Here is a 26,624-nt window from a genome sequence, read left to right as displayed (position 1 = left end):
TCAGCCGGCGAGGTCTCGAAGCTGCACGACGGCGTCTCTCGCCGGACCGACGCCGATGCCCGACACCGGGACACCGGTCAGGTCCTCGATCGTCTTGACGTACGTACGCGCCTGCTCCGGCAGATCGGCGAACGATCGTGCGCCGGTGATGTCGGTGCGCCAGCCGTCGAGGTACTCGTACACCGGGGTCGCGTGGTGGAACCCGGTCTGGGTCAGCGGCATGTCGTCGACCCGCTCACCGTCGACCTCGTACCCCACGCACACCGGGAGCTGCTCGAACGTGCTGAGCACGTCGAGCTTGGTGACGAACAGGTCGGTGAGCGCGTTGATCCGCGCCGCGTAGCGCAGGACGACGAGGTCGAGCCAGCCGCACCTGCGCGGGCGCCCGGTCGTGGTGCCGTACTCGTGGCCGAGCTCGCGCAGCTCGTCTCCGGTCTCGTCGAGCAGCTCGGTGGGGAAAGGCCCCTCCCCCACGCGCGACGTGTACGCCTTGGCCACCGCGACGACCCGGTCGATGCGTGTCGGCCCGATGCCGGAACCGGCGCACGCGCCGCCCGCGGTGGTGCTCGACGACGTGACGAACGGGTACGTACCGTGGTCGACGTCGAGCAGCGCCGCCTGACCCGCCTCGAGCAGCACCGTCCTGCCGTCGCGGAGCGCCTTGTCGAGCAGCAGGGCCGTGTCGACGACCATCGGCCGCATCCGGTCGGCGTGCACGAGCAGCTCGTCGACGACCTCGTCGACGTCGACCGCGCGCCGGTTGTAGACCTTGACCAGCACGTGGTTCTTCTGCTCGAGCGCCCCCTCGACCTTCTGTCGCAGGATCTTCTCGTCGAAGAGGTCCTGCACACGGATGCCGACGCGGTTCATCTTGTCGGCATACGTCGGGCCGATGCCGCGGCCCGTCGTGCCGATCCTGCGCTGGCCGAGGAACCGGTCGGCGACCTTGTCGAGAGTGCGGTTGTACGACGGGATGAGGTGCGCGTTGGCGCTCACCACGAGCCGCGACGTGTCGACGCCACGCGCGTCGAGCGCGTCGATCTCCTCGAACAGCACCGCGAGGTCGACGACGACGCCGTTGCCGATCACGGGCACCACGCCGGGAGTGAGGATGCCGCTCGGCAGCAGATGGAGTGCGTACGTCTCGTCGCCGATCACGACGGTGTGCCCGGCGTTGTTGCCGCCGTTGAACTTCACGACGTAGTCGACGACGCCGCCGAGCGTGTCCGTGACCTTGCCCTTTCCCTCGTCACCCCACTGGGCGCCAAGCAGAACGATCGCCGGCATCAGAACCTCGCCCCAGCATCGGTCAACGGCTCCAGCGGAGCACAGAGCAGCCCGGACACATCCACGCAGCGCACCACCCTTCCCCTCGTCACCGGCGCGCCTGCGCGCCGAGGAGGACGATCGCCGGCACTCAGTGCTCCAGCGCGGCGGCGGCTGCGGGGCTGCTCTCCCGCAGGAACGAGGAGCAGCGCTGCGCCTCGTCGTCCTCGCCGATCGCGGCGGCCGCGCGGCCGAGGGCGAACAGTGCCCGCAGGAATCCCTGGTTAGGCTCGTGCTCCCACGGCACCGGCCCCTGCCCGCGCCATCCCGCGCGACGGAGCTGGTCGAGACCGCGGTGGTACCCGGTGCGCGCGTACGCGTACGACGTGACGGGGTCGCCGGCGGCGTATGCCCGGTCGGCGAGCGTCGCCCAGGCGAGGGAGTACTCGGGGAACTGCCTGGCGGCGTCGGCCGGGTCGGTGGCGTCGGCGAGGACGGCACGTTCCTCGGCGTCGTCCGGCAGGTAGACCGGGGGGATCGACGAGGAGAGCAGGTCCCTGTGCAGGTGACTCATGCGCGGACCAGGGAGGTGCCCGCGGAACGGAGGTTCTCGCAGGCCTCGGCGACCCGCGTGGCCATCGACCCCTCGGCGGCCTTGCCCCAGGCGCGCGGGTCGTAGGCCTTCTTGTCGCCCACCTCGCCGTCGACCTTGAGCACGCCGTCGTAGTGGGTGAACATGTGCGTGACGACCCCCCGGGTGAACGCGTACTGCGTGTCGGTGTCGACGTTCATCTTGACCACGCCGTAGTCGAGCGCTTCGTGGATCTCCTCGAGCAGCGAGCCCGAGCCGCCGTGGAACACCAGGTCGAACGGCTTCTCCCTGCCGTACTTCTCACCGACGGTGTCCTGGATGCCCTTCAGCACCTCGGGCCGGAGCTTGACGTTGCCGGGCTTGTAGACGCCGTGCACGTTGCCGAACGTGGCCGCGAGCAGGTAGCGCCCCCGCTCCCCCACACCGAGCCGTTCGGCCGTGGCGAGCGCGTCCTCGGGGGTGGAGTAGAGCTTGTCGTCGATCGCTCCGACGACGCCGTCCTCCTCTCCGCCGACCACGCCGATCTCCATCTCCATCAGGACGTTCGCCGCGGTGCATCGGTCGAGCAGCTCGTCGGCGATCGCGAGGTTCTCGTCGAGGGGCACGGCCGAGCCGTCCCACATGTGCGACTGGAAGTACGGCTCGCCGCCCTTGGCCACGCGCTCGGCGGACAGCTCGACCAGCGGACGCATGTAGCCGTCGAGCTTGTCCTTCGGGCAGTGGTCGGTGTGCAGCGCGATGTTGACCGGGTACTTGTCGGCGACCACGCGCGCGAACTCGGCGAACGCCACAGCGCCGGTGACCATGTCCTTGACCGTCGGCCCGGACAGGTACTCCGCCCCGCCCGTCGACACCTGGACGATGCCGTCACTGCCGGCTTCGGCGAACCCGCGCAGGGCGGCGTTGAGCGTCTGGCTGGACGTGACGTTGATCGCGGGGTAGGCGAAGCGCTCGGCCTTCGCCTTGTCGAGCATCGCGGCGTAGACCTCGGGGGACGCGATGGGCATCTTCACTCACTCCTGCCACCGACCGGTAAGGACGGCACCATCCTCGCAGCAACGACCCATTCGCTGTGAAGGGCACCGGCACCCGGCGGGCCGCCGCCGGGTTACGGGTTGACGACCGCCGCCCCGGCCCGCGGGCCTCTCAGACTCGACCTCAGTATTCGTTTGTAATACACTGCATTCGTGTGGAGAGTGAGCGGTTCGACCCGGATCTACTCGATGACGAGGATCCGTTCGAGATCGACTCACAGGCTGCGCACTTGTTCAAGTTGGTGGTGCCGCTGGCACCCGCGCGCAGCCGCGATCCACGCCGTTGCCGTCCGATCGGCTGCTACGAGGCCGCTCCGGGCCTCGCGAGTCAATACCGGAGGGATCGATGAGCGACACACCCATGACCCCCGAGCAGGAGCACGAGTTCTACGCCCGGCCCGAGAATCAGCAACCTCAAGGGCCGGCACGTCGCCGGCGCGGCTCCCGGCTCTCGGCGATGGTGCCGGTGCGCTTCCCGCCCGAGCTGCTGGAGGAGGTTCGCCGCCGCGCGGAGGCCGATGATCGATCGCTGTCGTCGTGGATCCGCCGCGCCGTCGAACACGGGCTACGCGACTCGGCCTGACACGGCCGCGACTGAGCCGGCTACAGGCCGATGTCGGCGAGGTCGTAGGCGTAGCGGTAGGTCAGGCCGCGCGCCTCGACGGTGCCGCGGGCGCCGCGCTCGACGATGACGGCGACGCCGACGACCTCCGCGCCCGCCTCGCGCAGCGCGTCGACCGCGGCGAGCACGGAGCCGCCGGTGGTCGAGGTGTCCTCCAGCGCCAGCACCCGGCGGCCGGTGACGTCGGGGCCCTCGATGCGGCGCTGCAGGCCGTGGGCCTTGCCCTCCTTGCGGACGACGAACGCGTCGAGCCGTTCGCCCGCGGCGGCGGCCGCGTGCAGCATGGCCGTGGCGACCGGGTCGGCGCCGATCGTCAGCCCGCCGACCGCGTCGTAGCCGAGGTCGGCGGTGAGCTCGCGCATGACCTGCCCGACCACGGGGGCCGCCTCGCCGTCGAGGGTGATCCGACGCAGGTCGACGTAATGGTCGGCGACCATGCCGGAACTGAGGGTCACCGTGCCGTGCACGATCGCACGGTCCTTGATCAGGGCGCGGAGATGGTCGCGGTCGGACATGCTCCCGACCCTAGTGTCCCGAGTGTCGCGGGCGTCAGCCGCGACCGAGGCGGCTGCTGAACGCCGTCACGATGCCACGCGGGCCCTTGCGGGAGAGCATGCTGATGATCTTGTAGCGCAGCGAAGGGACGCTGATGACCACGCCGCGGCGGAGGTCCTCGAACGCGCCGTCGACGACCTGGTCGACGTCGAGCCAGAGCGGCGCGGGGATCGTCGCCTTGTCGATGCCGGCCCGCTGGTGGAACTCCGTGTGCGTGTAGCCGGGGCAGACCACGAGGACGTGCACCCCGGTGCCGGACAGCTCGGTGGCGACGCTCTCGGTGAGCGCGGTGACGTACGCCTTGGCCGCGTTGTACGTGCTCTGCGGCACGAAACCCGCCACGCTCGACACGTTGATCACGACACCGCGGCCACGCCGCACCATCGCCTGCACCCCGACGTGGGTCAGCCGGAGCACCGCGCGGACGAGCACCCGCAGCATGCGGTCCTCGTCCTCGACGGTCGTGCGCAAGAAGCTGCGCTTGACCGCGAAGCCGGCGTTGTTGACGAGCATGTCGACCGGTTCGTCGTCGGTGGCGAGCCTGCGCTCGACCGTGGTGAGACCCTTGTCCTCGTTGAGGTCGGCCGTCAGGACGTCGACGTCGACGGCGTACCGCCGCAGCTCGCCGGCGGCCTCCTCGAGCCGCTGGGCGTCACGGGCGACCAGGACGAGGTTCCACCCCGCCTCGGCGAGCCGCTGGGCGAACGCGCGGCCGAGCCCCGCGGTGGCTCCGGTCACCAGTGCACGTGCCATGGGCTAAGACTCGCATGCCCGGCGCGCAGTGGTGTGCGAACCCCACCGTGTGCGTTTGACACATGACTTCACACGAATGTGTTGCCAATGCGCGTAGGTGCGTTCTAGATTGTCACTCATGAACGCCGAGCGCCGCCGTCGCGAGGTCGTCGCGACGCTGGCCAGGGACGGCGAGGTCACCGTCACCGACCTCGCCAGGCGGTTCACCGTGTCGGAGATGACAGTGCGCCGCGACCTCGAGGCACTCGAGGGGCAGGGCACGGTACGCCGGGTGCGCGGCGGCGCGATCACCGCCGTCAGCCGGGCGTACGAGCCGCCGCTGGCGCTCCGCTCGACCGAGGCGGCGCCCGCGAAGCAGGCCATCGGCCGTGCCGCGGCCGCGCTCATCGCCGACGGCGAGACGGCGGTCATCGACGTCGGCACCACCACCCTCGAGCTGGCCCGTGCGCTGCGCGGTCGCCGCGGCGTCACGATCGTCACCCCCAGCCTGCTCGTGGCGGCGGAGCTCGGCCACGAGCCGGACATGCGGGTGCTGCTCACCGGCGGCTGGCTCCGCCCGGGCGAGATGAGCCTCGTCGGCACGGCCGCCGAGGAGGTGTTCGCCGCGGTGAACTGCGACGTCGCGTTCATCGGCGTCGCGGGCATCGATGTGACCAAGGGCATCACCGAGTACAACCTCGACGACACCAGGGTGAAGCGCGCGGCCATGGCGTCGGCCAGGCGCAGCGTCGTTCTGGCGGACGCCACCAAGTGCGGGCGGGTCGCGTTCGCGACCGTCGCGCCGCTGGCGGACGTCGACGTGCTCGTCACCGACGCGGCGGACGACGAGCCGGTCACCCGCGCCCTGACCGACCAGGGCGCGGAGGTCGTCCGCGTGCCGATGGAGAAGGTGGAGGACAAGCCCCAGTGAGCGCAGGAGCTGACGAGCGAGCCGCAGGTAGGGGTCGCGACACCTGCAGTGCCCGCCAGGGCGTCGCCGCGACACCTGCCGGAGGCGAGAGAGGAAGCGGGCGCGTGGACCAATGAGCTCGCGTTTCGCGGAGATCTTCCCTGGCATCGCCAAGCCGATGATCGCGATGGCGCACGTGCCGCCGCTGCCCGGCACGCCGCTGTACGACGCCGCGGCCGGCGTCCAGGGCCTCGTCGACAGCCTGCGCCGCGACCTCGACATCCTCCTCGACGTGGGCTTCGACGCCGTCATGTTCTGCAACGAGGGCGACCGGCCGTACGAGCTGCGTGCCGGCCTGCCGAGCGCCGCGGTCATGGCGAAGGTCGTCACCGAGTGCGCCCCCGGCGACCGGCCGTTCGGCGTCGACTTCCTCTGGGACGCCCAGTGCGCGCTCGCCGTCGCGGTCGCCACCGGCGCGAGCTTCATCCGCGAGGTCGCCACCGGCGTCTACGAGTCCGACATGGGCCTGTGGAACACCAACCCCGCCGAGCTGCTGCGCGAGCGTCGCCGCCTCGACGCCGAACGGATCGCCGTGTTCATGAACGTCACGCCGGAGTTCGCGTCGCCCATCGGCCGGCGCGAGGCGCCGGCGGCCGCACGCTCGGCCGTGGTGTCGAGCCTCGCCGACACGATCCTCGTCTCCGGCCCGATGGCGGGCGCGGGGCCTGACGTCGCGACGGTCGCGGAGGTACGCGAGGCCGTCCCCGCCGACGTCCCCGTCCTGCTCAACACCGGCGCCAAGTCGGCGACCATCGCGCAGTTCCTGCGGCACGCGGACGGCGCGATCGTCGGCAGCGACCTCAAGGTCGACGGCTACACGTGGAACCCGGTCGACCGCGACCGCGCGGTCCGCTTCCTGGAGGCAGCCCGCGGTGCGTGACCTGCTGCTCGGTGTCGATCTCGGCACGACCTCGACGAAGCTCGTCGTAGTCGAGCCGGGCCGCGGCGTGCTCGCCGCCGACAGCCTCCCCGTCGAGCTGCACTCCCCGCGTGCGGGCTGGGCGGAGGCCGACACGCGGGAGTGGTGGAGCAACGTCTGCGCGCTCGTCCCCCGAGTGGCGAAGCAGGCGGGCATCCCCGCGTCCGACATCGGCGCGGTCGCGGCCTCCGGCATGGTGCCCGCGGTCGTGCCCGTCGACGCGGAGGGGCGGGCGCTCCGCCGCGCGATCCTGCAGAACGACGCGCGTGCCGTCGACGAGATCGACCAGCTGGCCGCCCGGCTCGCCGACACCGACCTGCTGGCGCTGACCGGCTCCGCGCTCACCCAGCAGTCCGTCGCGCCCACGCTCGTGTGGCTCGCAACGCACGAGCCCGACATCTGGCGGCGCACCACAGCCGTGCTCGGGTCGTACGACTGGCTGGCCCGCGCGCTCGGCGCCGACGTGCACGTCGAGTCCAACTGGGCGTTGGAGAGCGGGCTCTACACGCTGGAAGGTGAGTTGGCCGGCGTGGTCGTCGACGCCGCCCTCGTCTCCGCCGAGAAGCTGCCGTCTCCGGCACGACCAGGCAGCGTGGTCGGCGCCGTCGGCGCGGCCGCCGCGGAGGCCACCGGCCTCGCGGCGGGCACTCCCATCGTCGTCGGCGGCGCCGACCACGTGCTGTCCGCGTACGCCGCCGGCCTCACCGATCCCGGCGACTGGCTGGTGAAGCTCGGCGGCGCCGGAGACATCCTCGCGGTGACCGTCGACCGTCTCCTCGACCCACGGCTGTACCTCGACGAACACCCCGTGCCCGGACGCTGGCTGCCCAACGGCTGCATGGCCACCAGCGGCAGCATGCTGCGCTGGGTGCAGCGGCTCGTCGGCGACGTCTCGCTCGAGCTGCTCGACAAGGAGGCGGAGAAGCGCGCGGCCGCCTCGCTCGTCTGCCAGCCGTACTTCCTCGGCGAGAAGTCGCCGCTGCACGACCCCGACCTGCGCGGCTCGTTCGTCGGGCTGCACCTCGGCCACGACCGCGCCGACGTCTACCGGTCGTGCCTGGAGGCCATCGCGTACGGCTTCCGCCAGCACACCGAGATCTTCGCCGAGCGCGGGGTGCGGCTCGGCCTCGGCCGCGTGACCAACGGCGGCAGCAGGTCGATGCTGTGGAAGCGCATCCTCGCCGACGTGCTCGGCCGGCCGCTCTACCCGGTGACCGACCACCCCGGTGCCGCGCTGGGTGCGGCGGCGGCGGCCGGCGTGGGCACCGGCGTGTTCTCCGACTGGGCCGAGGGCGCAGGCGTCGTGCGGCTCGGCTCCCCCGTCGAGCCGACGGGCGAGACCGCGTACGAGGAGGGGTACCAGATGTACCTCGATCTCCAGGACCGGCTGCGTGACACGTCCCACCGACTGGCGGCGAGGAGCAGGGAATGAGTACACCGATCGCGGTGGTGACCGGCGCAGGCTCCGGCATCGGCGCGGCGATCGCGCGGACGCTGAGCGAGCGTGGCGCCCACGTCGTCGCGACCGACCTCGACGAGATCGCCGCACAGCGCACGGCCGACACCTGCGCCGACGCGAGCGCGCGTTCCCTCGACGTCACGGACGCGGCCGCCGCGCGGGCGCTGGCCGACGCCGTCGCCGCCGAGCACGGCGCACTCGACGTCTGGGTCTCCAACGCCGGTGTCTCGACGATGCAGCGCTTCCTCGACGCCGGCGAGGAGGCGTACGACCGCACGCTGGCGGTCAACCTGCGCGGTGTCTTCTTCGCCGGACAGGCCGCCGCCCGCGCGATGGTCGCGCTCGGGCGTCCCGGCGCGATCGTCAACGTCGCGTCGATGGCCGGCAAGCAGGGCAGGGTGCCGTTCCTCGCCGACTACGTCGCCAGCAAGTTCGGCGTCGTCGGGCTCACCCAGGCGATGGCGTACGAGCTCGCCGAGTACGGCATCCGCGTCAACAGCGTGTGCCCCGGCTACGTCAGCACCTCGATGCAGGAGCGGGAGCTCGGCTGGGAGGCAGCGCTGCGCGGCGTGGGCGAGGGCGACGTCCGCCGCATGATGCTCGACGACACGCCGCTGCGCCGCCTCGAGGAACCCGAGGACGTCGCGCGCGTCGTCGCGTTCCTCGCCGGTGACGACGCGGGTTTCGTCACGGGTGAGGCCGTGGCGGTCAACGGGGGCGCCTACATGGACTGACCGGCACCCGCGGGCGCCGGTACGCACGAGGACAGGAGTGGGGCATGAAGGCAACCACACCGAGAAGCGGGACGCGTCGCGTCGCGACCGTCGTGACCGCGCTGGCCGCCACGGTGGCGCTGGGCGCCGGCTGCGTCGGCGGCGGTGGGCAGGCACCCGAGGAGACGAGCACCAAGGGCGCGGTGTCGAAGGACACCAAGGGCACGGTGCGGCTGCTCATGGAGGGCGTGCCCGACAGCGACATCGTCAAGGAGCTCGTGCCCGAGTTCACCAAGGAGTACCCGGGCATCAAGGTCGAGATCCAGACGCTGACGTACGACCAGATCAGGGACAAGCTCGTCGCGTCGTTCCAGGCGCCGAAGCCCACGTACGACCTCGTGGTCGTCGACAACCCCTGGATGTACGACTTCGCGAAGGCCGGGTTCCTCGAACCGCTCGAGGGCCGCGTCGACAACACCGACGGCTACGCGTACGACGACTTCGCCGAGCCGCTGCGGTCGATCAACGAGGTCGACGGCCACACGTACGGCGTGCCGTTCTACAACTACGCGCTCGGTCTCGTCTACCGCAAGGACCTGTTCGCGGCCGAGGGGATCGAGCCGCCGAAGACGCTGACCGAGCTGCAGGCCGCGGCCGCGAAGCTCACCACGGCGAAGCGCGCCGGCATCGCCATGCAGCCACAGCGCGGCTACAAGGTCTTCGAGGAGTGGGGCAACTTCCTGTTCGCCGAGGGCGGGCGCATCCACGACAACAGCGGCAACGTCACCCTCGACACCCCGGAGGGACGCAAGGCGCTCTCGGCGTACATCGCGATGTACGAGAAGAGCGCGCCGAAGAACAGCCTCAACTGGGCGTTCGACGAGGCACAGCGCGCGGTCTCGTCCGACAAGGCCGCGATGATGGTGTCGTACAACTGGATGCTGCCCGCGCTGAACAAGAAGGGCAGCGGGAAGTTCGCGGGCGAGTTCGGTCTCGCGCCGTTCCCCGGCGGGCACCAGGTGCTCGGCTCCTGGTCGTGGTCGATCCCGGCGAACTCCGCCACGTCGGACGCATCGTGGGCGTTCGTGTCGTGGCTGACGTCGAAGCAGGGCGAGAAGCAGCGCGTGCTCGCCGGTGGCGCACCGGTCCGTACCAGCGTCCTGTCCGACGCCGAGGTGCGCGAGCAGGGCGGCGCGGAGTACTACGACACGGTGCGCGAGCTGCTCGAGAACTCGTCGCCGCTGTCCGAGGGCGCCAACGGCGAGGAGATGATCCAGGCGGTCGGCACCGAGCTCAACTCGGCCGTCGCCGGCAAGAAGAGCCCGGCCGCGGCGCTGAAGGCCGCCGACGACGAGGCGAAGAAGATCCGGGACGAATGACCTGGGCAGCCGACGAGAGAAAGGGCCGCCGGTCCGAGCTAGCGACCCCCCGGCGCACAGTCCGGACCGGCGACTGTCCCTACTCTGCCACGGAGGCGTGGCAGTGAGTTTCCGGTACCGGATGTTGCTGCCGCTGGTCGCGCTCTTCCTCGCCGTCGTCGGCTATCCGCTGGTCAACAGCTTCTACCTGAGCCTGACCGACTACAAGATCACCGACCGCGCGAACCTCTCGGTCGTCGGCGGTCGCCAGTACGTCGACGCCCTTACCGACCAAGGGTTCTGGGGCGCGTTCGGCAACACGGCGGTGTTCGTGCTCGTCGCCGTGACGGTCGAGCTCGTCGTCGGTCTCGCCCTCGCGCTCGCGCTCCAGCGGCAGCGCCGGCTGCGGAACCTCACCCGCGGGCTGCTGCTCGCACCGATGTTCGTGACGCCGATCGCCGTCGGGCTGCTCTTCCGCTTCCTGCTCAACTCGCAGCTCGGCGTGGTTCCCGCGGTACTCGGCTCGCTCGGCGTCTCGTACGACTTCTTCGGCTCGGGCAAGGCGCTGCTCACCATCGCGCTCATCGACGCCTGGCAGTGGACGCCGTTCATGGTCCTGCTGCTGCTCGCGGGTCTGGAGAGCCTGCCGAGCGCGCCGTTCGAGGCGGCGCGCGTCGACGGGGCGTCCGCCTGGTACACGTTCCGCCGGGTCACGCTGCCGATGCTGCGTCCGGTTGTCGCGGTCGCCGTGCTGATCCGCGGACTCGACGCGCTGAAGGTGTTCGAGTACGTATACGCGACGACGCGCGGCGGGCCGGGCACGGAGACGCAGACGCTCCAGTACTACGTGTACCAGACCGGCATCCAGTTCTTCCGGATGGGCGAGGCGTCGGCGATGGGCTACCTCGTCCTCGCCGTCGTGCTCGTCGCAGTGATCGTCCTGTTCCTGCGCATCGACCGGCAGCGTGCCGCATGACCCGTCGATCGCCGGCCGGCAGCATCGTGCGGGTGGCGTTCCTCGTCCTCGCCGTGCTCGTGGTGGCGCTGCCGTTCGCCTGGCTCGCGCTCGGCAGCCTCAAGACGTCCGACGCTCTCAACGACCCGACGGCCGTGACGTTCGCGCCGACGCTCGACAACTGGCGCGCCGTGCTCTCGCAGGGCGTGCTTGGCGCGGCGCTTCGCAGCCTCGAGGTCGGGCTCGTCACGGTTGCGCTGTCGCTACTCGTCGGCACGATGGGCGCGTACGCGATCTCGCGCTACAAGGCGGGCGGCCGGCTGTCACGGTTCGGCATCCTCGCCGCGCAGGTGCTGCCGCCCGCGGTGCTCGCGTTCCCGTTCCTCGCGTTCGCCTACACGCTGCGGCTCAATGACACGCTGGTCGCGGTCATGGCGGCACACCTGAGCTTCGTGCTGCCGGTCGTCACGTGGTTCCTCATCGGCTTCTTCGACGCGGTGCCGAAGGAGCTGGAGGAGCAGGCGCTCGTCGACGGGTACGGCAGGTTCGCCGCGTTCCGCAAGGTCGTGCTGCCGCAGGTGCTGCCCGGCGTCGGCGCGGCCGGCATCTTCGGCTTCGTGCTGAGCTGGAACGACCTCTTCTACGCCCTCATCCTCGCGCCGGGCAACGCGGCGACGCTGCCGGTCAGCATCGCGGGGTTCAACACGTTCCGCGGCGTCGAGCTCGGCGCCATGTGCGGGGCGATCATCGTGTCGGTCGTGCCGGTCCTCGTCGTGAGCGCGCTCGTCCAGCGCCGGCTGGTCCGCGGCATCAGCGGCGGCGCGGTCAAGTACTGAAGGAGGCAGGCATGGCGACCGTGACCCTGGAGAAGGTGACCAAGCGCTACGGCGACGTCGAGGCCGTCCGCGATCTCGACCTCGACATCGACGACGGGCGGTTCACCGTGCTCGTCGGGCCGTCCGGCTGCGGCAAGACGTCGACGCTGCGCATGGTCGCCGGCCTGGAGCCCGTGACCTCGGGTCGCGTCTGGATCGGGCCCACCGACGTGACGAGGCTGGAGCCGAAGGACCGCGACGTCGCGATGGTGTTCCAGAACTACGCGCTCTACCCGCACCTCACCGTCCGCGAGAACATCGCCTTCCCGCTGCGTGCCCGCGCGCTGAGCCGCACCGAGGTCGACCGCCGGGTCGGTGACGCCGCGCGCAGCCTGGGCATCGAGGCGCTGCTCGGGCGCAAGCCCAGGGCACTGTCCGGCGGTCAGCAGCAGCGGGTGGCGATCGGACGCGCCATCGTCCGGCAACCTCACGTCTTCCTGTTCGACGAACCGCTGTCGAACCTCGACGCCAAACTGCGAGTCGAGATGCGGACCGAGCTCGCGCGCCTGCAGCGCGAGCTGGGCACCACCGCCCTCTACGTCACGCACGACCAGGAGGAGGCCATGACGCTCTCGGACGAGATGGTCGTGCTGCGCGACGGCGAGGTCGCCCAGCGCGGCGCACCCGCCGACCTCTACGCGCGTCCGGTCGACGTCTTCGTCGCCGGGTTCGTCGGCAGCCCGCGGATGAACCTCGTCAAGGCCGACGCCGGCGACGGCACCGTCCACGTCGGCGCCGCGCGGATCGAACGGGCCGGCGTCCCGTCGGGACCCGTGACCGTCGGCGTGCGTCCCGAGGACGTGCTGGTCGGGGCGGCGGCGTCCGCGCCCGACCTGCGGGCCAGGGTCGAGCTCGTCGAGCTGCTCGGCCCCCGCGCGATCGTCACCCTCGACGCGGACGGCATGACGTTGACGGCGGTGGTGGAGGCGCGTCACCTCGACGGCGTGCACGAGGGCGTGACCGTGCCGGTGACGTTGAGCAGGGACGACCTGCACCTGTTCGGTCCCGACGACAGACGTCTGGAGGACTCATGAGCAGCCAAGCGGAGGCACTGGACAGCAGTGAGCTCGTCGAGCTGGCGGTCGAGGCCGCGCGGGCCGCGGGCAGGGTGCTGCTCGAACGACGCAAGGGGCCGCTGGCCGTCGAGACGAAGTCGTCGGCCACCGACGTGGTGTCGGACGCCGACCGCGCCGCGGAGGACGTCGCGACGACCACGATCGCGGCGGCAAGGCCGCACGACGCGGTGCTCGCCGAGGAGTCGGGCACCCGTCCTGGGGAGAGCGGGCTGCGCTGGGTGATCGACCCGCTCGACGGCACGGTGAACTACCTGTACGGGCGCGACGACTGGGCGGTGTCCGTGGCCGTCGAGGACGCCGAGCACACCCTCGCAAGCGCCGTGTACGTTCCGGTACGCGACGAGATGTACCACGCGACGCGGGGCGGCGGGGCGTACCGTAACGGCACCCGGCTCACCGTCAACGACCCGGTCGAGATCGGTCAGGCCCTCCTGGCCACCGGCTTCTCGTACGACGCCGCGCACCGCGGCGAGCAGGGCAACCTCGTCGCCGCCGTGCTCCCCCGGGTCAGGGACATCCGCCGCGCCGGCGCCTGTGCGGTCGACCTCGCCGACCTCGCCGCCGGCCGGGCAGACGCGTTCTACGAGGACGAGGTGAACCACTGGGACGTCGCCGGCGCCGGCCTCGTGGCCGCCGAGGCAGGCGCCACCGTCGGGCTCGACGTCGGCCGGGGCGGCCCACCGTCGGTCGCGGTGCTGGTCGCGGGACCGTCGCTGTACCCCGCGATCGCCGCGGCGCTCGGCTTCACGGGCAGCCTGCTGACCTGATTGCGGCGGCGAGGCGTGGTCACCGACGCGCCCTCCGACTGCGGTACCGGGCCCCGGCGCCGCCGATCCACAGCAGCATGACCGCGACGCCGACATAGGTGGCTCCCAGGATGCTCTGCGGCGACCCGTTGCCCACGCTCGCCAGACTCACCACGGTGTAGAGCCCGCCGACGACGGTGAGAGTGATGTGCGCCCACTGGCGCCCCTGCTGCGCGAACAACGCCAGGACGGTCACCGCGAGTCCGAGCAGCAGCGAGCCGCCACCCATGCCGAGGAGCAGCATGCGTTGGTCCGCGAGCGGCGAGGCGCCGAGGCCCGCCGCTCCCGCGAACCCCTCCACGAACGACTCGTTCAGCGAGCCGATAAGGATGACGGCCCCGAACAGCATCAGGGGACCCGCCCCCACGTAGGCCATGATCGTCGCGGCGAGGATCGTGCCCGGACGCCGCACCTCCTGGTGACCGCCGTACGCGCCGGCAGCCGGGAAGGCGGGCGGAGGCGGTTGCCCCCACGGTCCGCCCTGCGGTCGCAGCCACGGCGGAGCCGGGCGCCCCGGCGCGACTACACCCTGCTGCCACGGGTTCTGCTGGTGCGTGCTGTAGGTCACGGTCGGCCCCCTGACGTCGTGTGGTCGGCGAGGTCCGGCACACGTTAATCGCGGAGCGCCGCAGGCGTCGTTCGTTGTCCACAGGCGCCGTGGGGCCGCGCCGGTCACCTCCCCAGGCGGGCGATTCCCGGGGCCGCGGCGACGAGGGTGGCCACGCTCTCGTCGGTCCACGGGCCCGTGGTGACGAGGGACACGTGGTCGATGCCGAGGTCGACGAAGCTCTCGCACCGGGCGACGAACGCCTCGGCGGACTCGCCTTCCGCGAGGCGGGTGGCGATCGTCTTCTCGATCTCGTCGTACGGCCGCCCGATCTCGTCGCAGAGCTTGGCGAGCACGCCGAGCTTGTGCCGCACGGTCGCGCCGCCGTCAGGGATGTCGAACACGTGGCACGCGTCCGCGTACCTCGCGACCAGCGGCAGCGTGCGGCGCTCCCCCGTGCCGCCGACGAGGATCGGCGGGTGCGGGCGGGAGACCGGCGCCGGGCTGCCGACCGGGGCGGTGAGCGTGTAGTGCGTGCCCTCGAACGGAGACTCGTCGCCCGCCCACATCTGCTTGGCGATCCGCAGCGTCTCCTCCAGCCGGTCGAACCGCTCCGGGATCGGCGGCATGTGCAGCCCCATCGCGGCCGCCTCGTCGGCCTCGTAGCCGGCGCCGATGCCGAGCACCGCGCGGCCCTTCGACAGTACGTCGAGCGTGGTGACGGCCTTGACCAGCAGCGCCGGCGGCCGGAACGTCACGCCGGTCACCATCGTGCCGAGCTGCACCCGCTCGGTGACCCCGGCGAGGAACCCGAGGGCGGTGTACGCCTCAAGCATCTCGGTCTCTCCCGGCCGCGCGCCGTACGGGTCGGCCTGGAGCAGGTGGTCGGCGACCCAGACGGCGTCGATCCCGCCTCTGTCGGCGGCCTGGGCGATCTGCGCGAGGCGCGTGCCGAGGTCACCGTCTCGCCACGAGAAGTTGGTGACGCTGATACTGAGTCGCATGGTCAGACCTCCTGGGGTGTGGTGGTGCGTCGTCTGAGCAGGGCGGCCGCGACGCTGAGGTACGCGGCGCCGAGAGCCACGGCGCAGCCCGCGAGGACTGCGAGCGTGACCGGGTGCAACTGGTCGAGTGGCAACTGCCGGAACGCGTGGACGAGCAGCAGGACCATCGCCGTGCCGACGCTCGCCACCATGACGGCGACCGTCCGCAGCTGGCGGCGCAGGCGCATCGCCGTACCGGTGAGCAGCACGGCCGGCACCGCGAGCAGGAGCAGACCGTGCACGCCGATCGCGTGGACGAGGACGAGGTCACCGCCGTCGGTCGACGGGCGCACCATCAGGTACTGCGGACCGACGGTCGCCGCGTCGGGACCGAGGTAGCGTCCGATCTCGCGGGTGAAGTTCTCCCCGACGCTGCCCTGGAAGACACCGCTGTTGTTGAAGACCATCACCAGCCCGATCACGCAGCCGACGAGCAGGACGCCGATCCCCGCGGTCACGCCGAGGCGGACGCTCGCGGCGGTGGCGCGCGAGCGCAGCGCCACGACCAGCAGCACGATGACGCCGACCAGGAAGACCCCGGCGGTGCCTGCAGCGCCGCCGCGCATGAGCGCCGCATCGAGCGGGGTCGTGAAGTTGTAGTGGCTCGGCACGCCCCGCCACGCCTGGAAACCGATCACGGCGGTCTCGACGAAGCCGAAGAGGAGCACGGTGGTGCCGATGACATGGCGCTGCCAGGCGCGGGTGCGCAGGAGCGGCAGCACGAGCGCCACCGACCACGCGACGAGCCACCCGGTCTCGGCGAACGTCGCCGGCTTGCGCAGCGACACCGGCCCGGTCACCGGTCCGCCGGTGATGACCAGCGCGACGAGGTGGAACACCATCGCGGCCAGCAGGACCGTACCGGCGGCGAGGAGCACCCGCGGCCAGCCGGGTCGGCGGAGGCTGTCGAACACGGGGGACTCCGTTCTCGGGCGGATCTAAAGTTAGTGTGACTCTAAACGTCGATCGACTCTACGTCAAGTGGTACGCTCCCGGCATGGCGGAGCAGGGACTGCGGGAGCGCAAGAAGCAGCGGACCAGGCAGCTGATCGCCACGACGGCGCACGCACTGTTCGTCGAGCGCGGCTTCGACGCCGTGACCGTGGCCGAGGTGGCGAGGCGGGCGGACGTCTCCGTGGCCACCGTCTTCAACTACTTCCCGACGAAGGAAGATCTCGTCTACAGCCAGATGGAAGCGTTCCAGACCGCCCTCGTCGAGGCCATCGGGAACCGCGGTCCCGGCGTCCCTGTTTCCGCCGCGTTCCGCGGGTTCGTGTTCGAGTACCCGCAGGGCCTGCTCGCCGACCACGATCCCGACGCCCTGGAGGATCTCGTCGCGGGCGCGCGGATGATCGCCGGCAGCCCGGCCCTGCGGGCGCGCGAGCGGCAGACGTTCGACGAGTGCATCGCCTCGCTGGCCGAGGTCCTCGCCGCGGAGGTCGACGGCCCCGACGACGACGTGGAGGCGTGGGTCGTCGCCAACGCCCTCGTCGGCGTGCAGCGCGCCCTCGTCACGTCGGTGCGTCGCATGCTGCTCGCCGGCACTCCGGGCCCGGAGCTGGCCCGCGCCGTGCGCACCCAGGGCGAACGCGCCCTCGCGACCCTGGAGTCCGGCCTCGGCACGCGCCCCTCGACCACCTGAACTCGTGAGGGGCACCCTCACCGTGCCATGACGCGGTGGGGGTGCCCCTCACGAGTTCGGACTCGCCCGCCCCCGGCGTGCTACGGCTTACGCGGTGGTGCTGACCGCGTCGCGCACCGCCGTGACCGTGAGCGCGTCGGTGGCCTCGTCGAGGTCGACCCGCACCGTGTCACCGTCGTGGATCTCGCCGGACAGCAGCGCCTTGGCGAGCCGGTCGCCGATCGCCGACTGGACGAGCCGCCGCAGCGGTCGCGCGCCGTACATCGGGTCGAACCCGGTCATCGCGAGCCACTCCCGTGCGGCAGGCGTGACGTCGAGCGCGAGGCGCCGGTCGCCGAGGCGCTTCGCGAGCCGGTCGACCGTGATGTCGACGATGCGGCTCAGCTCCTGGGTGCCGAGCGAGTGGAAGACCACCATCTCGTCGAGCCGGTTGAGGAACTCGGGCTTGAACGTCGCGCGCACGACCTGGAGCACCTGCTGGGTCTTGGTCTCCTCGTCGATTCCTTCCTTGACGAGGTAGTTGGACCCGAGATTGGAGGTGAGGATCAGCACGACGTTGCGGAAGTCGACCGTGCGTCCCTGACCGTCGGTGAGGCGGCCGTCGTCGAAGACCTGCAGCAGGATGTCGAACACCTCGCTGTGGGCCTTCTCGATCTCGTCGAGCAGCACCACGCAGTACGGCCGCCGGCGCACGCTCTCGGTCAGCTGGCCGCCCTCCTCGTGCCCGACGTAGCCGGGTGGCGCACCGACGAGCCGAGCCACCGAGTGCTTCTCGGAGTACTCGCTCATGTCGATGCGGACCATCGCCCGCTCGTCGTCGAACAGGAAGTCGGCGAGCGCCTTGGCCAGCTCGGTCTTGCCGACGCCGGTGGGCCCGAGGAACAGGAACGACCCGATCGGCCGGTCGGGATCGGCGACGCCCGCGCGGGCGCGGCGTACGGCATCGGAGACGGCACGCAACGCCTCGGCCTGGCCGACGACGCGCTTGGTGAGGTCGTCCTCCATGCGCAGCAGCTTCGCCATCTCGCCCTCGAGCAGGCGCCCGGCCGGGATGCCGGTCCACGCCGACACCACGTCGGCGACGTCGTCGGGACCCACCTGGTCCTTGACCATCGGCGAGCGCGACTCCGGGTCGGCCTCGGACTCGGCCTCCGCCGCCTGCGCGAGCTCCTTCTCGAGCTCGGGGATGCGCCCGTACAGCAGCTCGGACGCACCGGCGAGGTCGTTCTCCCGCTGCCGACGCTCGGCCTCCATCCGGAGCTCGTCGACCTGCTTCTTCAGCTCACCGACCCGGTTGAGGCCGGACTTCTCCTTCTCCCACCTGGCGTTGAGTCCGGCCAGCTGCTCCTGCCGGTCGGCGAGGTCGGCGCGCAGGCGCGAGAGACGTTCGATGCTGGCGGAGTCATGCTCCTTCTCGAGCGCGATCTCCTCCATCTTCAGCCGGTCGACGGTGCGCTGCAGCTCGTCGATCTCGACGGGCCGCGAGTCGATCTCCATGCGCAGCCGGGAGGCGGCCTCGTCGACGAGGTCGATGGCCTTGTCCGGCAGGAAGCGGTCGGAGAGGTAACGGTCCGAGAGCGCGGCCGCCGTGACCAGCGCGGCGTCGGCGATCTGCACCTGGTGGTGACCCTCGTACCGCTCCTTGAGCCCGCGCAGGATCGCGACGGTGTCGTCGACCGACGGCTCACCCACGAAGACCGGTTGGAATCGCCGTTCGAGCGCCGGGTCCTTCTCGATGCGCTCGCGGTACTCGTCGAGTGTGGTCGCGCCGATCATCCGCAGCTCGCCCCTGGCGAGCAGCGGCTTCAGCATGTTGCTGGCGTCCATCGCGCCCTCGGCCGCGCCGGCACCCACGACGGTGTGCAGCTCGTCGATGAACGTGACGACCTGGCCGTCGCTCTCGGTGATCTCCTTGAGCACCGACTTGAGCCGCTCCTCGAACTGCCCGCGGTACTGCGCGCCGGCCACCATGGCGGCGAGGTCGAGCGCCATCAGCCGCTTGCCCTCGAGCGACGCCGGCACGTCGCCGGCGACGATGCGCTGGGCGAGCCCTTCGGCGATGGCGGTCTTGCCGACGCCGGGCTCGCCGATCAGGACCGGGTTGTTCTTGGTCCGGCGCGACAGCACCTGCACGACGCGGCGGATCTCGGAGTCGCGCCCGATGACCGGGTCGATCTTGCCCGCCCGCGCCCGATCGGTGAGGTCGATCGCGTACTTCTGCAGGGCCTGGTAGGTGTTCTCGGGGTCGGGACTGGTCACCCGCGCGTTGCCGCGGATCTTCTGGAACGCGGCGAGCAGCGCCTCGGGCGTCGCGCCGAGTTCCCGCAGCAGGGTGGCGACCTGCCCGCCGGCCGTGGCGAGGCCGACCATCAGGTGCTCGGTCGAGACGTACTCGTCACCGAGGTCACGCGCCCGCTCGTGCCCGGTCGTGAGCACCTGGACGGTCTCGCGCGACAGCTCAGGCGCGGCGACCGTCGACCCGTGCGCCTTCGGCAGCTGGTCGAGCAGCTCCTCCGCGCGCTTGCGCGTGGCCTTCCAGTCGACGCCAGCCGCGTCGAGCAGCGGGCCCGCGGTGCCCTCGGACTGGCCGAGCAGCGCGAGCAGCAGGTGCACGGGCGACACGTGCGGGTGTCCCTCGGCGGTCGCCCGGCGCACCGCGTCGGACACCGCCTCCTGACTCTTGGTGGTGAGCTTGAAGTCCATGGCTGTGTCGTCCCCCCGTCAGAGGTCCCGCGGCGCCTGCCACGGGAGGATGGCTGTCTCGTCGACGCGCCGCACGTCACGGGCCTGTCCACGGGGGCTCGCGGTCCGTGGCCCCGACTGCGGCGGTGACGACTGCGCGCGCCTGAGCGTGGTGTGCGCGACGGCGAGCTCCTGCTCGAGCTGGACGACGCGCACCGCGAGCCGCGTCACCTGCTGCTGCAGGGCGAGCAGCCGCTTGATGCCCGCGAGGTTGACGCCCTCCTGGGAGAGGCGCTGCACCTCGCGGAGCAGCTCGATGTCGCGCAACGAGTAGCGGCGACCGCGCCCCGGCGTACGGTCGGGCGACACGAGGCCGAGACGGTCGTACTGCCGGAGCGTCTGCGGATGCATGCCGGCGAGCTGCGACGCCACCGAGATCACGTAGACCGGCGTCTCGTCAGTCAACTCGAAGTGATCGCTCACGCCGTCACACCCCTCCCTACGTCGACGTGCCCTCGTCGCCTGACGTCGCCGCCCGGTACTTCTCGAGCAGGCCGCGTGCCTCGTCGTCGACCTGGTCGGGCACCTCGACCTGCACGGTCGCCAGCAGATCGCCCCTGGTGCCGTCCTTGCGGAGCACGCCTCGCCCGCGGACCCGGAAGACGCGCCCGTTGGGCGTGCCGGCCGGCACCCGCAGCGTGACCCGCGAGCCCTCCAGCGTGGGCACGCGTACCTCGCCGCCCAGCACGGCGTCGGGGAACGACACCGGCACCTGGACGGTGAGGTTGTCCGCGCTGCGGCCGAACGTGTCGTGCGGTGTGACCCGCACCAGGATGTAGAGATCGCCGGCGTTGCCGCCGTTCTCCCCCGGCGCGCCCTTGCCCCGCAGCCGGATGCGCTGACCGTCGGCGACACCGGCGGGGATGCGTGCCCGGACGGTGTGCTCGCTCGTCGCGCGCCCGCTGCCGGCGCACATGTCGCACGGGTCGTCGACGACGAGACCGCGGCCACGGCAGTCGCGGCACGGCTCGGACAGCGCGAAACCGCCCTGCCCCTTCGCCGTCACGCCCGTGCCCTCACAGGTCGGGCAGACCCGAGGCAGGCTGCCGGCCTTGGCCCCCGTGCCCGAGCACTTCGGGCACGGACGCGGGCTCGTCATCTTGATCGGCACGGTCGTGCCGGCGATGGCGTCGTCGAACGACAGCGTCGCCTCGGTCTCGATGTCGGCACCCCGCCGGGCCCGCCGCGCGGACGTGCCCGTCGTGGGCCCCGGCCTGCCGCGCTGACCGAACAGGCCACCGAGCAGGTCACCGAGGCCGCCGCCCTGGTTGGTCGACGTGCCGCTCCCGCCGAAGAGGTCGCCGAAGTCGAACGTCTGGCCGCCCCCGGAGCTGCCGGGGAAGCGGAACCCACCGCCCCCGCCGAACAGGGTGCGCGCCTCGTCGTACTCCTTGCGCCGTTTCTCGTCGGCGAGGACGTCGTACGCCTCGGAGATCGCCTTGAACCGCTCCTCGGCGTCCGCGTCGTTCTTGTTCGAGTCCGGGTGATACTGGCGCGCGAGCTTGCGGTACGCCTTCTTGATCTCCGCGGTGCCGGCGTCCTTGGTGACGCCCAGGACCTTGTAGTAGTCCTTCTCCACGTAATCCCTGGTACTCACGCGCCCGCCTCCTCCCGCGCCTCCGGCAGGGGCCGCGAGCTGGCTGCACGTGGTATGGGCAGTGACGCAACCCCTACCTCCACCGCGCTCGTCGAGCTCCTGCGCTTAGAAGTACTCAATGTCGCCCTCTCAGGACGTCGTGCTGTCGCCGCCGGTGGCCTCGTCGCCCGGCGTGTCGTCGAGGGTGAGCGCACCCTCGACCGACGCCGGCACCGCGCCGCCCTCGGCCTCGGTCACCGCGACGCGGGCCGCACGCAGGATGCGCGTGCCCACCCGGTAGCCGGGCTGGTAGATGCGGGTGGCCACGATGCCGTCGACGTCGGCGGAGTACTCGTGGGTCAGCGCCTCGTGGACGGTCGGATCGAAGGGCTCGCCCTCCGCGCCGTACCGCTCCAGACCCAGCCCGCTGGTGATCCGCTCCAACGCCTCGGCGACGGCCTTGAAGCCGCCCTCGAGCTCGCCGTGCTCCCTGGCCCGGTCGAGGTCGTCGAGCACCGGGAGGAGGGCGCCGAGCACCTTGCCGGTGGTCTCGGCCTTCAGCGCCTCACGGTCGCGGTCGACGCGCCTGCGGTAGTTGACGTACTCGGCCTGGACGCGTTGGACGTCGGCGGTGCGCTCGGCGAGTGCCATGCGCAGGTCCGCCACCTCGTCGCCGTCGGCGGGAGGCTCACCGGTCGCGGCGCCGCCCGCGGCAGGAGCCGACTCGCCGGCCGGCTCCTGCTCGGGGGTGCGGACCTCGCCCGTCTCGGGGTCGATCCTGCGCCTGTCTCGGAAGACGAAGCCACCCTGTTCCTCCGGCGACGGACCCTCAGGACCTGTCGCTGGAGTCATGCGCCGCCGCCCTCGCGCTTGGTGTTGTCCTCGTCGACGATCTCGGCGTCGACGACGTCGTCGTCGGTCGCCGACTGCTGCGAGTCGGAGCCGCCGGCATCACCGGCGTCACCGGCGTCGGCCTGCGGGCCGCCCTGCTGGGCCGCCTGCTGCTCCTGCTGCGCCTGCGCGTACATCGCCGCACCGAGCTGCTGGCTCGCGTTGCCGAGCTTCTCGACGCTGTTCTTGATGGTGTCGAGGTCGTTGCCCTCGAGCGCCTTCTTCGCCTCGGCGAGCGCGTCGTCGACCTCGGACTTGCGGTCGGCCGGGATCTTGTCGGCGTTCTCCTTGAGCAGCTTCTCGGTCGAGTAGACGAGCGTCTCGCCCTGGTTACGGATCTCGGCCTTCTCCCGCTCCTTGCGGTCGGCCTCGGCGTACTCCTCGGCGTCGCGGACCATCTTCGCGATGTCCTCCTTCGGCAGCGCCGAGCCGCCGGAGATGGTCATCGACTGGTTCTTACCGGTCGCGAGGTCCTTCGCCGAGACATTGACGATGCCGTTGGCGTCGATGTCGAACGCGACCTCGACCTGCGGCACACCCCGCGGCGCGGGCGGCAGCCCATCGAGCTCGAACGTGCCGAGCTTCTTGTTGTACGCCGCGATGTCACGCTCACCCTGGTAGACTTGGATGCCCACCGTCGGCTGGTTGTCGTCCGCCGTGGTGAAGATCTCCGACTTCCGCGTCGGGATCGTGGTGTTGCGCTCGATCAGCCGGGTGAAGATGCCGCCCTTGGTCTCGATGCCGAGCGACAGCGGTGTGACGTCGAGGAGCAGGACGTCCTTGACCTCGCCCTTCAGCACACCGGACTGCAGCGTGGCACCGACAGCGACGACCTCGTCCGGGTTCACGCCCTTGTTCGGCTCCTTGCCACCGGTCAGCTCACGCACGAGCTCCTGCACCGCGGGCATCCGGGTCGATCCGCCGACCAGCACGACCTGGTCGATCTTCGAGACGTCGACACGGGCGTCCTTGATGACCTGGTGGAACGGCGCCTTACACCGGTCAGTCAGATCAGACGTCATCTGCTGGAACTGCGCACGGCTCAGCGACTCGTCGATGAACAGCGGGTTCTTGTCACCGTCGACAGTGATATACGGCAGGTTGATCGAGGTCTGCTGCGTGGTCGACAGCTCGATCTTCGCCTTCTCCGCCTGCTCACGGATCCGCTGCATCGCCATCTTGTCCTTCGACAGATCGATACCGTTGGCGGCCTTGAACCGGTCGACCAACCAGTCGACGACCCGCTGGTCCCAGTCGTCACCACCAAGGTGGTTGTCGCCATTGGTGGCCTTCACCTCGATCGTGGAGAAACCATCGTCGTCCTTCGCCACGTCGAGCAGCGACACGTCGAACGTACCGCCACCAAGGTCGAAGACGAGGATCGTCTGATCCTCCTGCTTGTCGAGCCCGTACGCCAGCGCGGCAGCCGTCGGCTCATTGATGATCCGCAGCACGTTCAGCCCCGCGATCTCCCCGGCCTCCTTCGTCGCCTGCCGCTGCGCGTCGTCGAAATACGCCGGCACAGTCACGACCGCATCAGTGACGTCCTCACCGAGGTAACCCTCCGCATCGCGCTTGAGCTTCTGCAAGATGAACGCGGAGATCTGCTGCGGCTTGTAGGTCTTACCATCGGCCTCAGTAGACCAACCAGTGCCCATGTGCCGCTTAACCGAACGGATCGTACGGTCAGCATTCGTCACCGCCTGCCGCTTAGCGACCTCACCAACGAGCACCTCGCCGTTCTTCGCGAACGCCACGACCGACGGCGTGATACGCGCTCCCTCGGCATTCGCGATGACAGTGCCCTCACCGCCTTCAAGGACCGACACCACCGAATTCGTCGTCCCCAGGTCGATCCCGACCGCTCGTCCCATCAGGTTGCCTCCGTTGACCAGCTTGGAAAGAAGATTGAGTGCTACGGGCTCAAAGCTAGACAGGTCGATTCCGATCGTCAAGCTCCTTGAGTCCATTGGACTCAACTTTACTACGCGAGCGCGGGTCGTGGGTGCGGAAACCCCGCATCCCGAGGGGTGAGCGGGTCCCTTGGTTACCGACGGGTAACATCTAGTCTGTACGCGTCCCTGGCCCGCGCCGGCCCCGAGGAGGCCCCCGAGGTGATCGTGTCGTGATGTGGGTACGGATCGTTGTCGGTCTCGGTCTGACGGTGGTGGCGGCCGTGGTGGCCGGCCGCCGGCTGTGGTGGTTCTATCGGGTGGTGCGCACCGGCCAGCCCGCGCCGGACCGCACCGAGGGCATCGGCCGCCGGCTCGGCACGCAGGTCACCGAGGTGCTCGGCCAGCGCAAGCTGCTGAAGTGGTCGGTGCCTGGTCTCGCGCACGCGTTCACGTTCTGGGCGTTCCTCGTCCTGCTCACCGTCTACATCGAGGCGTATGGTGCGCTGTTCGACCCGCACTTCCACATCCCGCTGATCGGCACCTGGCCGGCGCTCGGCTTCCTGCAGGACACCATCGCCGTGTTGTGTCTGCTCTCGCTGGTCGTGTTCGCGGTCATCCGGGTGCGTAACTCGCCGAAGCGCCTCGACCGCAGGTCGCGCTTCAAGGGCTCGCACCTCGGCGGCGCCTGGCTCATCCTCTTCATGATCTTCAACGTCATCTGGACGCTGTTCGTGCTGCGCGCCGCCGCGATCGTCGCCGGCGAGTTCCCGTACGAGAGCGGCGCGTGGATGTCTGAGCTGGTGGCGACGGCGCTGGCGCCGATCGGCCAGCCGGCCGGTGAGGTGCTGGCCACCGTGATGATCCTCGCCCACCTCGCGGTGATGCTGAGCTTCCTGATCATCGTCGTGCACAGCAAGCACATGCACATCGTCCTGGCGCCTCCGAACGTCCTCACGTCCCGCCGTCCCGACGCCCTCGGCCCGCTGCTGCCGATGACGAGCAACGGCAAGCCGCTCGACTTCGAGGAGGCCGACCCCGACACCGATGTCTTCGGGCGCGGCAAGATCGAGGACTTCACGTGGAAGGGCCTCCTCGACTTCGCCACCTGCACCGAGTGCGGCCGCTGTCAGTCACAGTGCCCGGCGTGGAACACCGACAAGCCGCTGTCGCCGAAGATGCTCATCACCGACCTGCGCGACCACCTGTATGCGAAGGCGCCGTACCTGCTGACGCCCGAGGACCAACGCGACGCGCTGCCCGACGCCCTCAAGGCCGAGGCCGCGCGGCCGCTCGTCGGCGGCACGGACGTGAACGGCGTGATCGACCCCGACGTGCTGTGGTCGTGCACCAACTGCGGCGCCTGTGTCGAGCAGTGCCCCGTCGACATCGAGCACATCGACCACATCGCCGACATGCGCCGCTACCAGGTGCTCATCGAGTCGAACTTCCCCTCCGAGGCCGGCACGATGCTGAAGAACCTCGAGAACAAGGGCAACCCCTGGGGCATGAACGCCTCGGCGCGGCTCGACTGGACCAAGGGTCTGCCGTTCGAGGTCCGCGTCGTCGAGGACTCCATCCCCGACGACGTGGAGTACCTGTTCTGGGTCGGCTGCGCGGGCGCACTGGAGGACCGTGCGAAGAAGACGACCCGCGCGGTGGCGGAGCTACTGCACATGGCCGGCGTCGAGTTCGCCGTCCTCGGCCCGACGGAGAGCTGCACCGGCGACCCGGCGCGGCGGCTGGGCAACGAGTTCGTCTACCAGATGCTCGCGCAGCAGAACGTCGAGACCCTCAACGAGCTCGGCGCGAAGAAGATCGTCGCCACCTGCCCGCACTGCTTCAACACCATCGCCAGGGAGTACCCGCAGATCGGCGGGAACTACGAGACGATCCACCACACCCAGCTGCTCGCCCGGCTCGTCGACGAGAGCCGACTCAAGCCCGTCACGGCGGTCGAGGAGAAGGTCACCTACCACGATCCCTGCTTCCTCGGCCGGCACAACAAGGTCTACACCCCGCCTCGCGAGCTGCTCGGCAGCGTGCCCGGGCTCACCTCCCAGGAGATGCACCGGTGCAAGGACCGCGGCTTCTGCTGCGGCGCGGGTGGCGCGCGGATGTGGATGGAGGAGACCATCGGCAAGCGGGTCAACACCGAGCGTGTCGAGGAGGCGCTCGCCCTCGACCCCGACACCGTGTCGACCGCATGCCCGTACTGCCTGGTCATGCTCGGCGACGCGATCAAGGCGAAACAGAGCGAGGGCGCGGCCCGCGACGGCGTCGAGGTGGTCGACGTCTCGCATCTGCTGCTGAGGTCGATGAAGACCGACACGCCCGCCGCCGCGTCGACCGACTGAGA

The 26,624-nt window shown here is 70.7% G+C and carries 26 protein-coding genes; 13 read left to right on the top strand and 13 right to left on the bottom strand.

The annotated features are described in order from the left end of the window. The 3 genes from GEV10_06665 to fbaA all read right to left on the bottom strand — a co-directional run bounded on the left by GEV10_06665 (position 1) and on the right by fbaA (position 2,865). Entirely contained in the window at positions 1–1,287 is a 1,287-nt protein-coding gene (locus GEV10_06665; GenBank protein MQA78147.1) for an adenylosuccinate synthase, read from the bottom strand. A 130-nt stretch (positions 1,288–1,417) separates the two neighbouring features. Continuing rightward, positions 1,418–1,840, bottom strand: a complete 423-nt coding sequence (locus GEV10_06660; GenBank protein MQA78146.1) for a DUF3151 family protein — start codon at positions 1,838–1,840, stop codon at positions 1,418–1,420. Further along, positions 1,837–2,865, bottom strand: a complete 1,029-nt coding sequence (gene fbaA / locus GEV10_06655; protein MQA78145.1) for a class II fructose-bisphosphate aldolase — start codon at positions 2,863–2,865, stop codon at positions 1,837–1,839. The genes GEV10_06660 and fbaA overlap by 4 nt, the downstream gene beginning before the upstream one ends. A gap of 176 nt (positions 2,866–3,041) precedes the next feature. Here fbaA and GEV10_06650 point away from each other — a divergent pair, with 176 nt between their 5' ends. After that, positions 3,042–3,242, top strand: coding sequence for a hypothetical protein (locus tag GEV10_06650; protein MQA78144.1), 201 nt, complete (start codon positions 3,042–3,044; stop codon positions 3,240–3,242). Beyond that, positions 3,239–3,475: an Arc family DNA-binding protein gene (locus GEV10_06645; GenBank protein MQA78143.1), complete on the top strand. Its 237-nt coding sequence runs from the start codon at positions 3,239–3,241 to the stop codon at positions 3,473–3,475. Before GEV10_06650 ends, GEV10_06645 begins: the two co-directional genes overlap by 4 nt. 20 nt (positions 3,476–3,495) lie before the next feature. Here the strand turns inward: GEV10_06645 and GEV10_06640 are convergent, their stop codons facing one another. Together GEV10_06640 and GEV10_06635 are read right to left on the bottom strand one after the other, a co-directional pair. Then, positions 3,496–4,029 carry an orotate phosphoribosyltransferase gene (locus GEV10_06640; protein MQA78142.1) on the bottom strand — a complete coding sequence of 178 codons (534 nt, stop codon included), beginning with the start codon at positions 4,027–4,029 and terminating at the stop codon, positions 3,496–3,498. Between the two features lie 34 nt (positions 4,030–4,063). Further along, the gene (locus GEV10_06635; GenBank protein ID MQA78141.1) at positions 4,064–4,822 is read right to left on the bottom strand and encodes an SDR family NAD(P)-dependent oxidoreductase; all 759 of its coding nucleotides are present in this window, start codon (positions 4,820–4,822) and stop codon (positions 4,064–4,066) included. Between the two features lie 118 nt (positions 4,823–4,940). Here GEV10_06635 and GEV10_06630 point away from each other — a divergent pair, with 118 nt between their 5' ends. The 9 genes from GEV10_06630 to GEV10_06590 all read left to right on the top strand — a co-directional run bounded on the left by GEV10_06630 (position 4,941) and on the right by GEV10_06590 (position 13,893). Next, positions 4,941–5,732, top strand: a complete 792-nt coding sequence (locus GEV10_06630) for a DeoR family transcriptional regulator (GenBank protein ID MQA78140.1) — start codon at positions 4,941–4,943, stop codon at positions 5,730–5,732. A 112-nt stretch (positions 5,733–5,844) separates the two neighbouring features. After that, positions 5,845–6,651, top strand: a complete 807-nt coding sequence (locus GEV10_06625; protein MQA78139.1) for a BtpA/SgcQ family protein — start codon at positions 5,845–5,847, stop codon at positions 6,649–6,651. After that, positions 6,644–8,122 carry a carbohydrate kinase gene (locus GEV10_06620; protein ID MQA78138.1) on the top strand — a complete coding sequence of 493 codons (1,479 nt, stop codon included), beginning with the start codon at positions 6,644–6,646 and terminating at the stop codon, positions 8,120–8,122. Before GEV10_06625 ends, GEV10_06620 begins: the two co-directional genes overlap by 8 nt. After that, complete coding sequence (locus GEV10_06615) at positions 8,119–8,883, top strand: SDR family oxidoreductase (protein MQA78137.1); 765 nt, start codon at positions 8,119–8,121, stop codon at positions 8,881–8,883. Before GEV10_06620 ends, GEV10_06615 begins: the two co-directional genes overlap by 4 nt. A 44-nt stretch (positions 8,884–8,927) precedes the next feature. Continuing rightward, complete coding sequence (locus GEV10_06610; protein ID MQA78136.1) at positions 8,928–10,241, top strand: extracellular solute-binding protein; 1,314 nt, start codon at positions 8,928–8,930, stop codon at positions 10,239–10,241. A gap of 103 nt (positions 10,242–10,344) precedes the next feature. Then, positions 10,345–11,196 (top strand): ABC transporter permease subunit, encoded by an 852-nt coding sequence (locus tag GEV10_06605; protein MQA78135.1) that lies wholly within the window; start codon positions 10,345–10,347, stop codon positions 11,194–11,196. Continuing rightward, positions 11,193–12,011 carry an ABC transporter permease subunit gene (locus tag GEV10_06600; protein ID MQA78134.1) on the top strand — a complete coding sequence of 273 codons (819 nt, stop codon included), beginning with the start codon at positions 11,193–11,195 and terminating at the stop codon, positions 12,009–12,011. Before GEV10_06605 ends, GEV10_06600 begins: the two co-directional genes overlap by 4 nt. Positions 12,012–12,022: 11 nt before the next feature. Beyond that, positions 12,023–13,084: a sn-glycerol-3-phosphate ABC transporter ATP-binding protein UgpC gene (gene ugpC, locus GEV10_06595; GenBank protein MQA78133.1), complete on the top strand. Its 1,062-nt coding sequence runs from the start codon at positions 12,023–12,025 to the stop codon at positions 13,082–13,084. Then, positions 13,081–13,893 (top strand): inositol monophosphatase, encoded by an 813-nt coding sequence (locus GEV10_06590; protein MQA78132.1) that lies wholly within the window; start codon positions 13,081–13,083, stop codon positions 13,891–13,893. Before ugpC ends, GEV10_06590 begins: the two co-directional genes overlap by 4 nt. A 19-nt stretch (positions 13,894–13,912) precedes the next feature. Here the strand turns inward: GEV10_06590 and GEV10_06585 are convergent, their stop codons facing one another. The 3 genes from GEV10_06585 to GEV10_06575 all read right to left on the bottom strand — a co-directional run bounded on the left by GEV10_06585 (position 13,913) and on the right by GEV10_06575 (position 16,436). Continuing rightward, positions 13,913–14,500, bottom strand: coding sequence for a hypothetical protein (locus GEV10_06585; GenBank protein ID MQA78131.1), 588 nt, complete (start codon positions 14,498–14,500; stop codon positions 13,913–13,915). Between the two features lie 104 nt (positions 14,501–14,604). Beyond that, entirely contained in the window at positions 14,605–15,483 is an 879-nt protein-coding gene (locus tag GEV10_06580; protein ID MQA78130.1) for a TIGR03560 family F420-dependent LLM class oxidoreductase, read from the bottom strand. A gap of 2 nt (positions 15,484–15,485) precedes the next feature. Continuing rightward, positions 15,486–16,436, bottom strand: a complete 951-nt coding sequence (locus GEV10_06575) for a hypothetical protein (protein MQA78129.1) — start codon at positions 16,434–16,436, stop codon at positions 15,486–15,488. 83 nt (positions 16,437–16,519) lie between these two features. Between GEV10_06575 and GEV10_06570 the strand changes: the two genes are divergently transcribed. Continuing rightward, the gene (locus GEV10_06570) at positions 16,520–17,164 is read left to right on the top strand and encodes a TetR family transcriptional regulator (protein MQA78128.1); all 645 of its coding nucleotides are present in this window, start codon (positions 16,520–16,522) and stop codon (positions 17,162–17,164) included. Between the two features lie 87 nt (positions 17,165–17,251). Here GEV10_06570 and clpB read toward each other — a convergent pair whose 3' ends face one another. The 5 genes from clpB to dnaK all read right to left on the bottom strand — a co-directional run bounded on the left by clpB (position 17,252) and on the right by dnaK (position 24,247). Further along, a complete protein-coding gene (gene clpB, locus GEV10_06565) occupies positions 17,252–19,867 on the bottom strand; it encodes an ATP-dependent chaperone ClpB (GenBank protein ID MQA78127.1) in 2,616 nt (871 codons plus the stop codon). A gap of 18 nt (positions 19,868–19,885) precedes the next feature. Further along, positions 19,886–20,257: a MerR family transcriptional regulator gene (locus GEV10_06560; GenBank protein ID MQA78126.1), complete on the bottom strand. Its 372-nt coding sequence runs from the start codon at positions 20,255–20,257 to the stop codon at positions 19,886–19,888. An 88-nt stretch (positions 20,258–20,345) separates the two neighbouring features. After that, a complete protein-coding gene (gene dnaJ, locus GEV10_06555) occupies positions 20,346–21,503 on the bottom strand; it encodes a molecular chaperone DnaJ (protein ID MQA78125.1) in 1,158 nt (385 codons plus the stop codon). Between the two features lie 129 nt (positions 21,504–21,632). Continuing rightward, on the bottom strand, positions 21,633–22,334 hold the full coding sequence (gene grpE, locus GEV10_06550) for a nucleotide exchange factor GrpE (GenBank protein ID MQA78124.1): 702 nt from the start codon (positions 22,332–22,334) through the stop codon (positions 21,633–21,635). After that, complete coding sequence (dnaK, locus tag GEV10_06545; GenBank protein MQA78123.1) at positions 22,331–24,247, bottom strand: molecular chaperone DnaK; 1,917 nt, start codon at positions 24,245–24,247, stop codon at positions 22,331–22,333. Before dnaK ends, grpE begins: the two co-directional genes overlap by 4 nt. A 254-nt stretch (positions 24,248–24,501) precedes the next feature. Between dnaK and GEV10_06540 the strand changes: the two genes are divergently transcribed. Continuing rightward, positions 24,502–26,622, top strand: coding sequence for a 4Fe-4S dicluster domain-containing protein (locus GEV10_06540; protein MQA78122.1), 2,121 nt, complete (start codon positions 24,502–24,504; stop codon positions 26,620–26,622). Positions 26,623–26,624 lie beyond the last annotated feature (2 nt).

Source organism: Streptosporangiales bacterium (assembly GCA_009379955.1).
GTDB lineage: Bacteria > Actinomycetota > Actinomycetes > Streptosporangiales > WHST01 > WHST01.
Note: the sequence above shows the minus strand (reverse complement) of the source record. Positions and strands in the feature narration are given on the sequence as shown.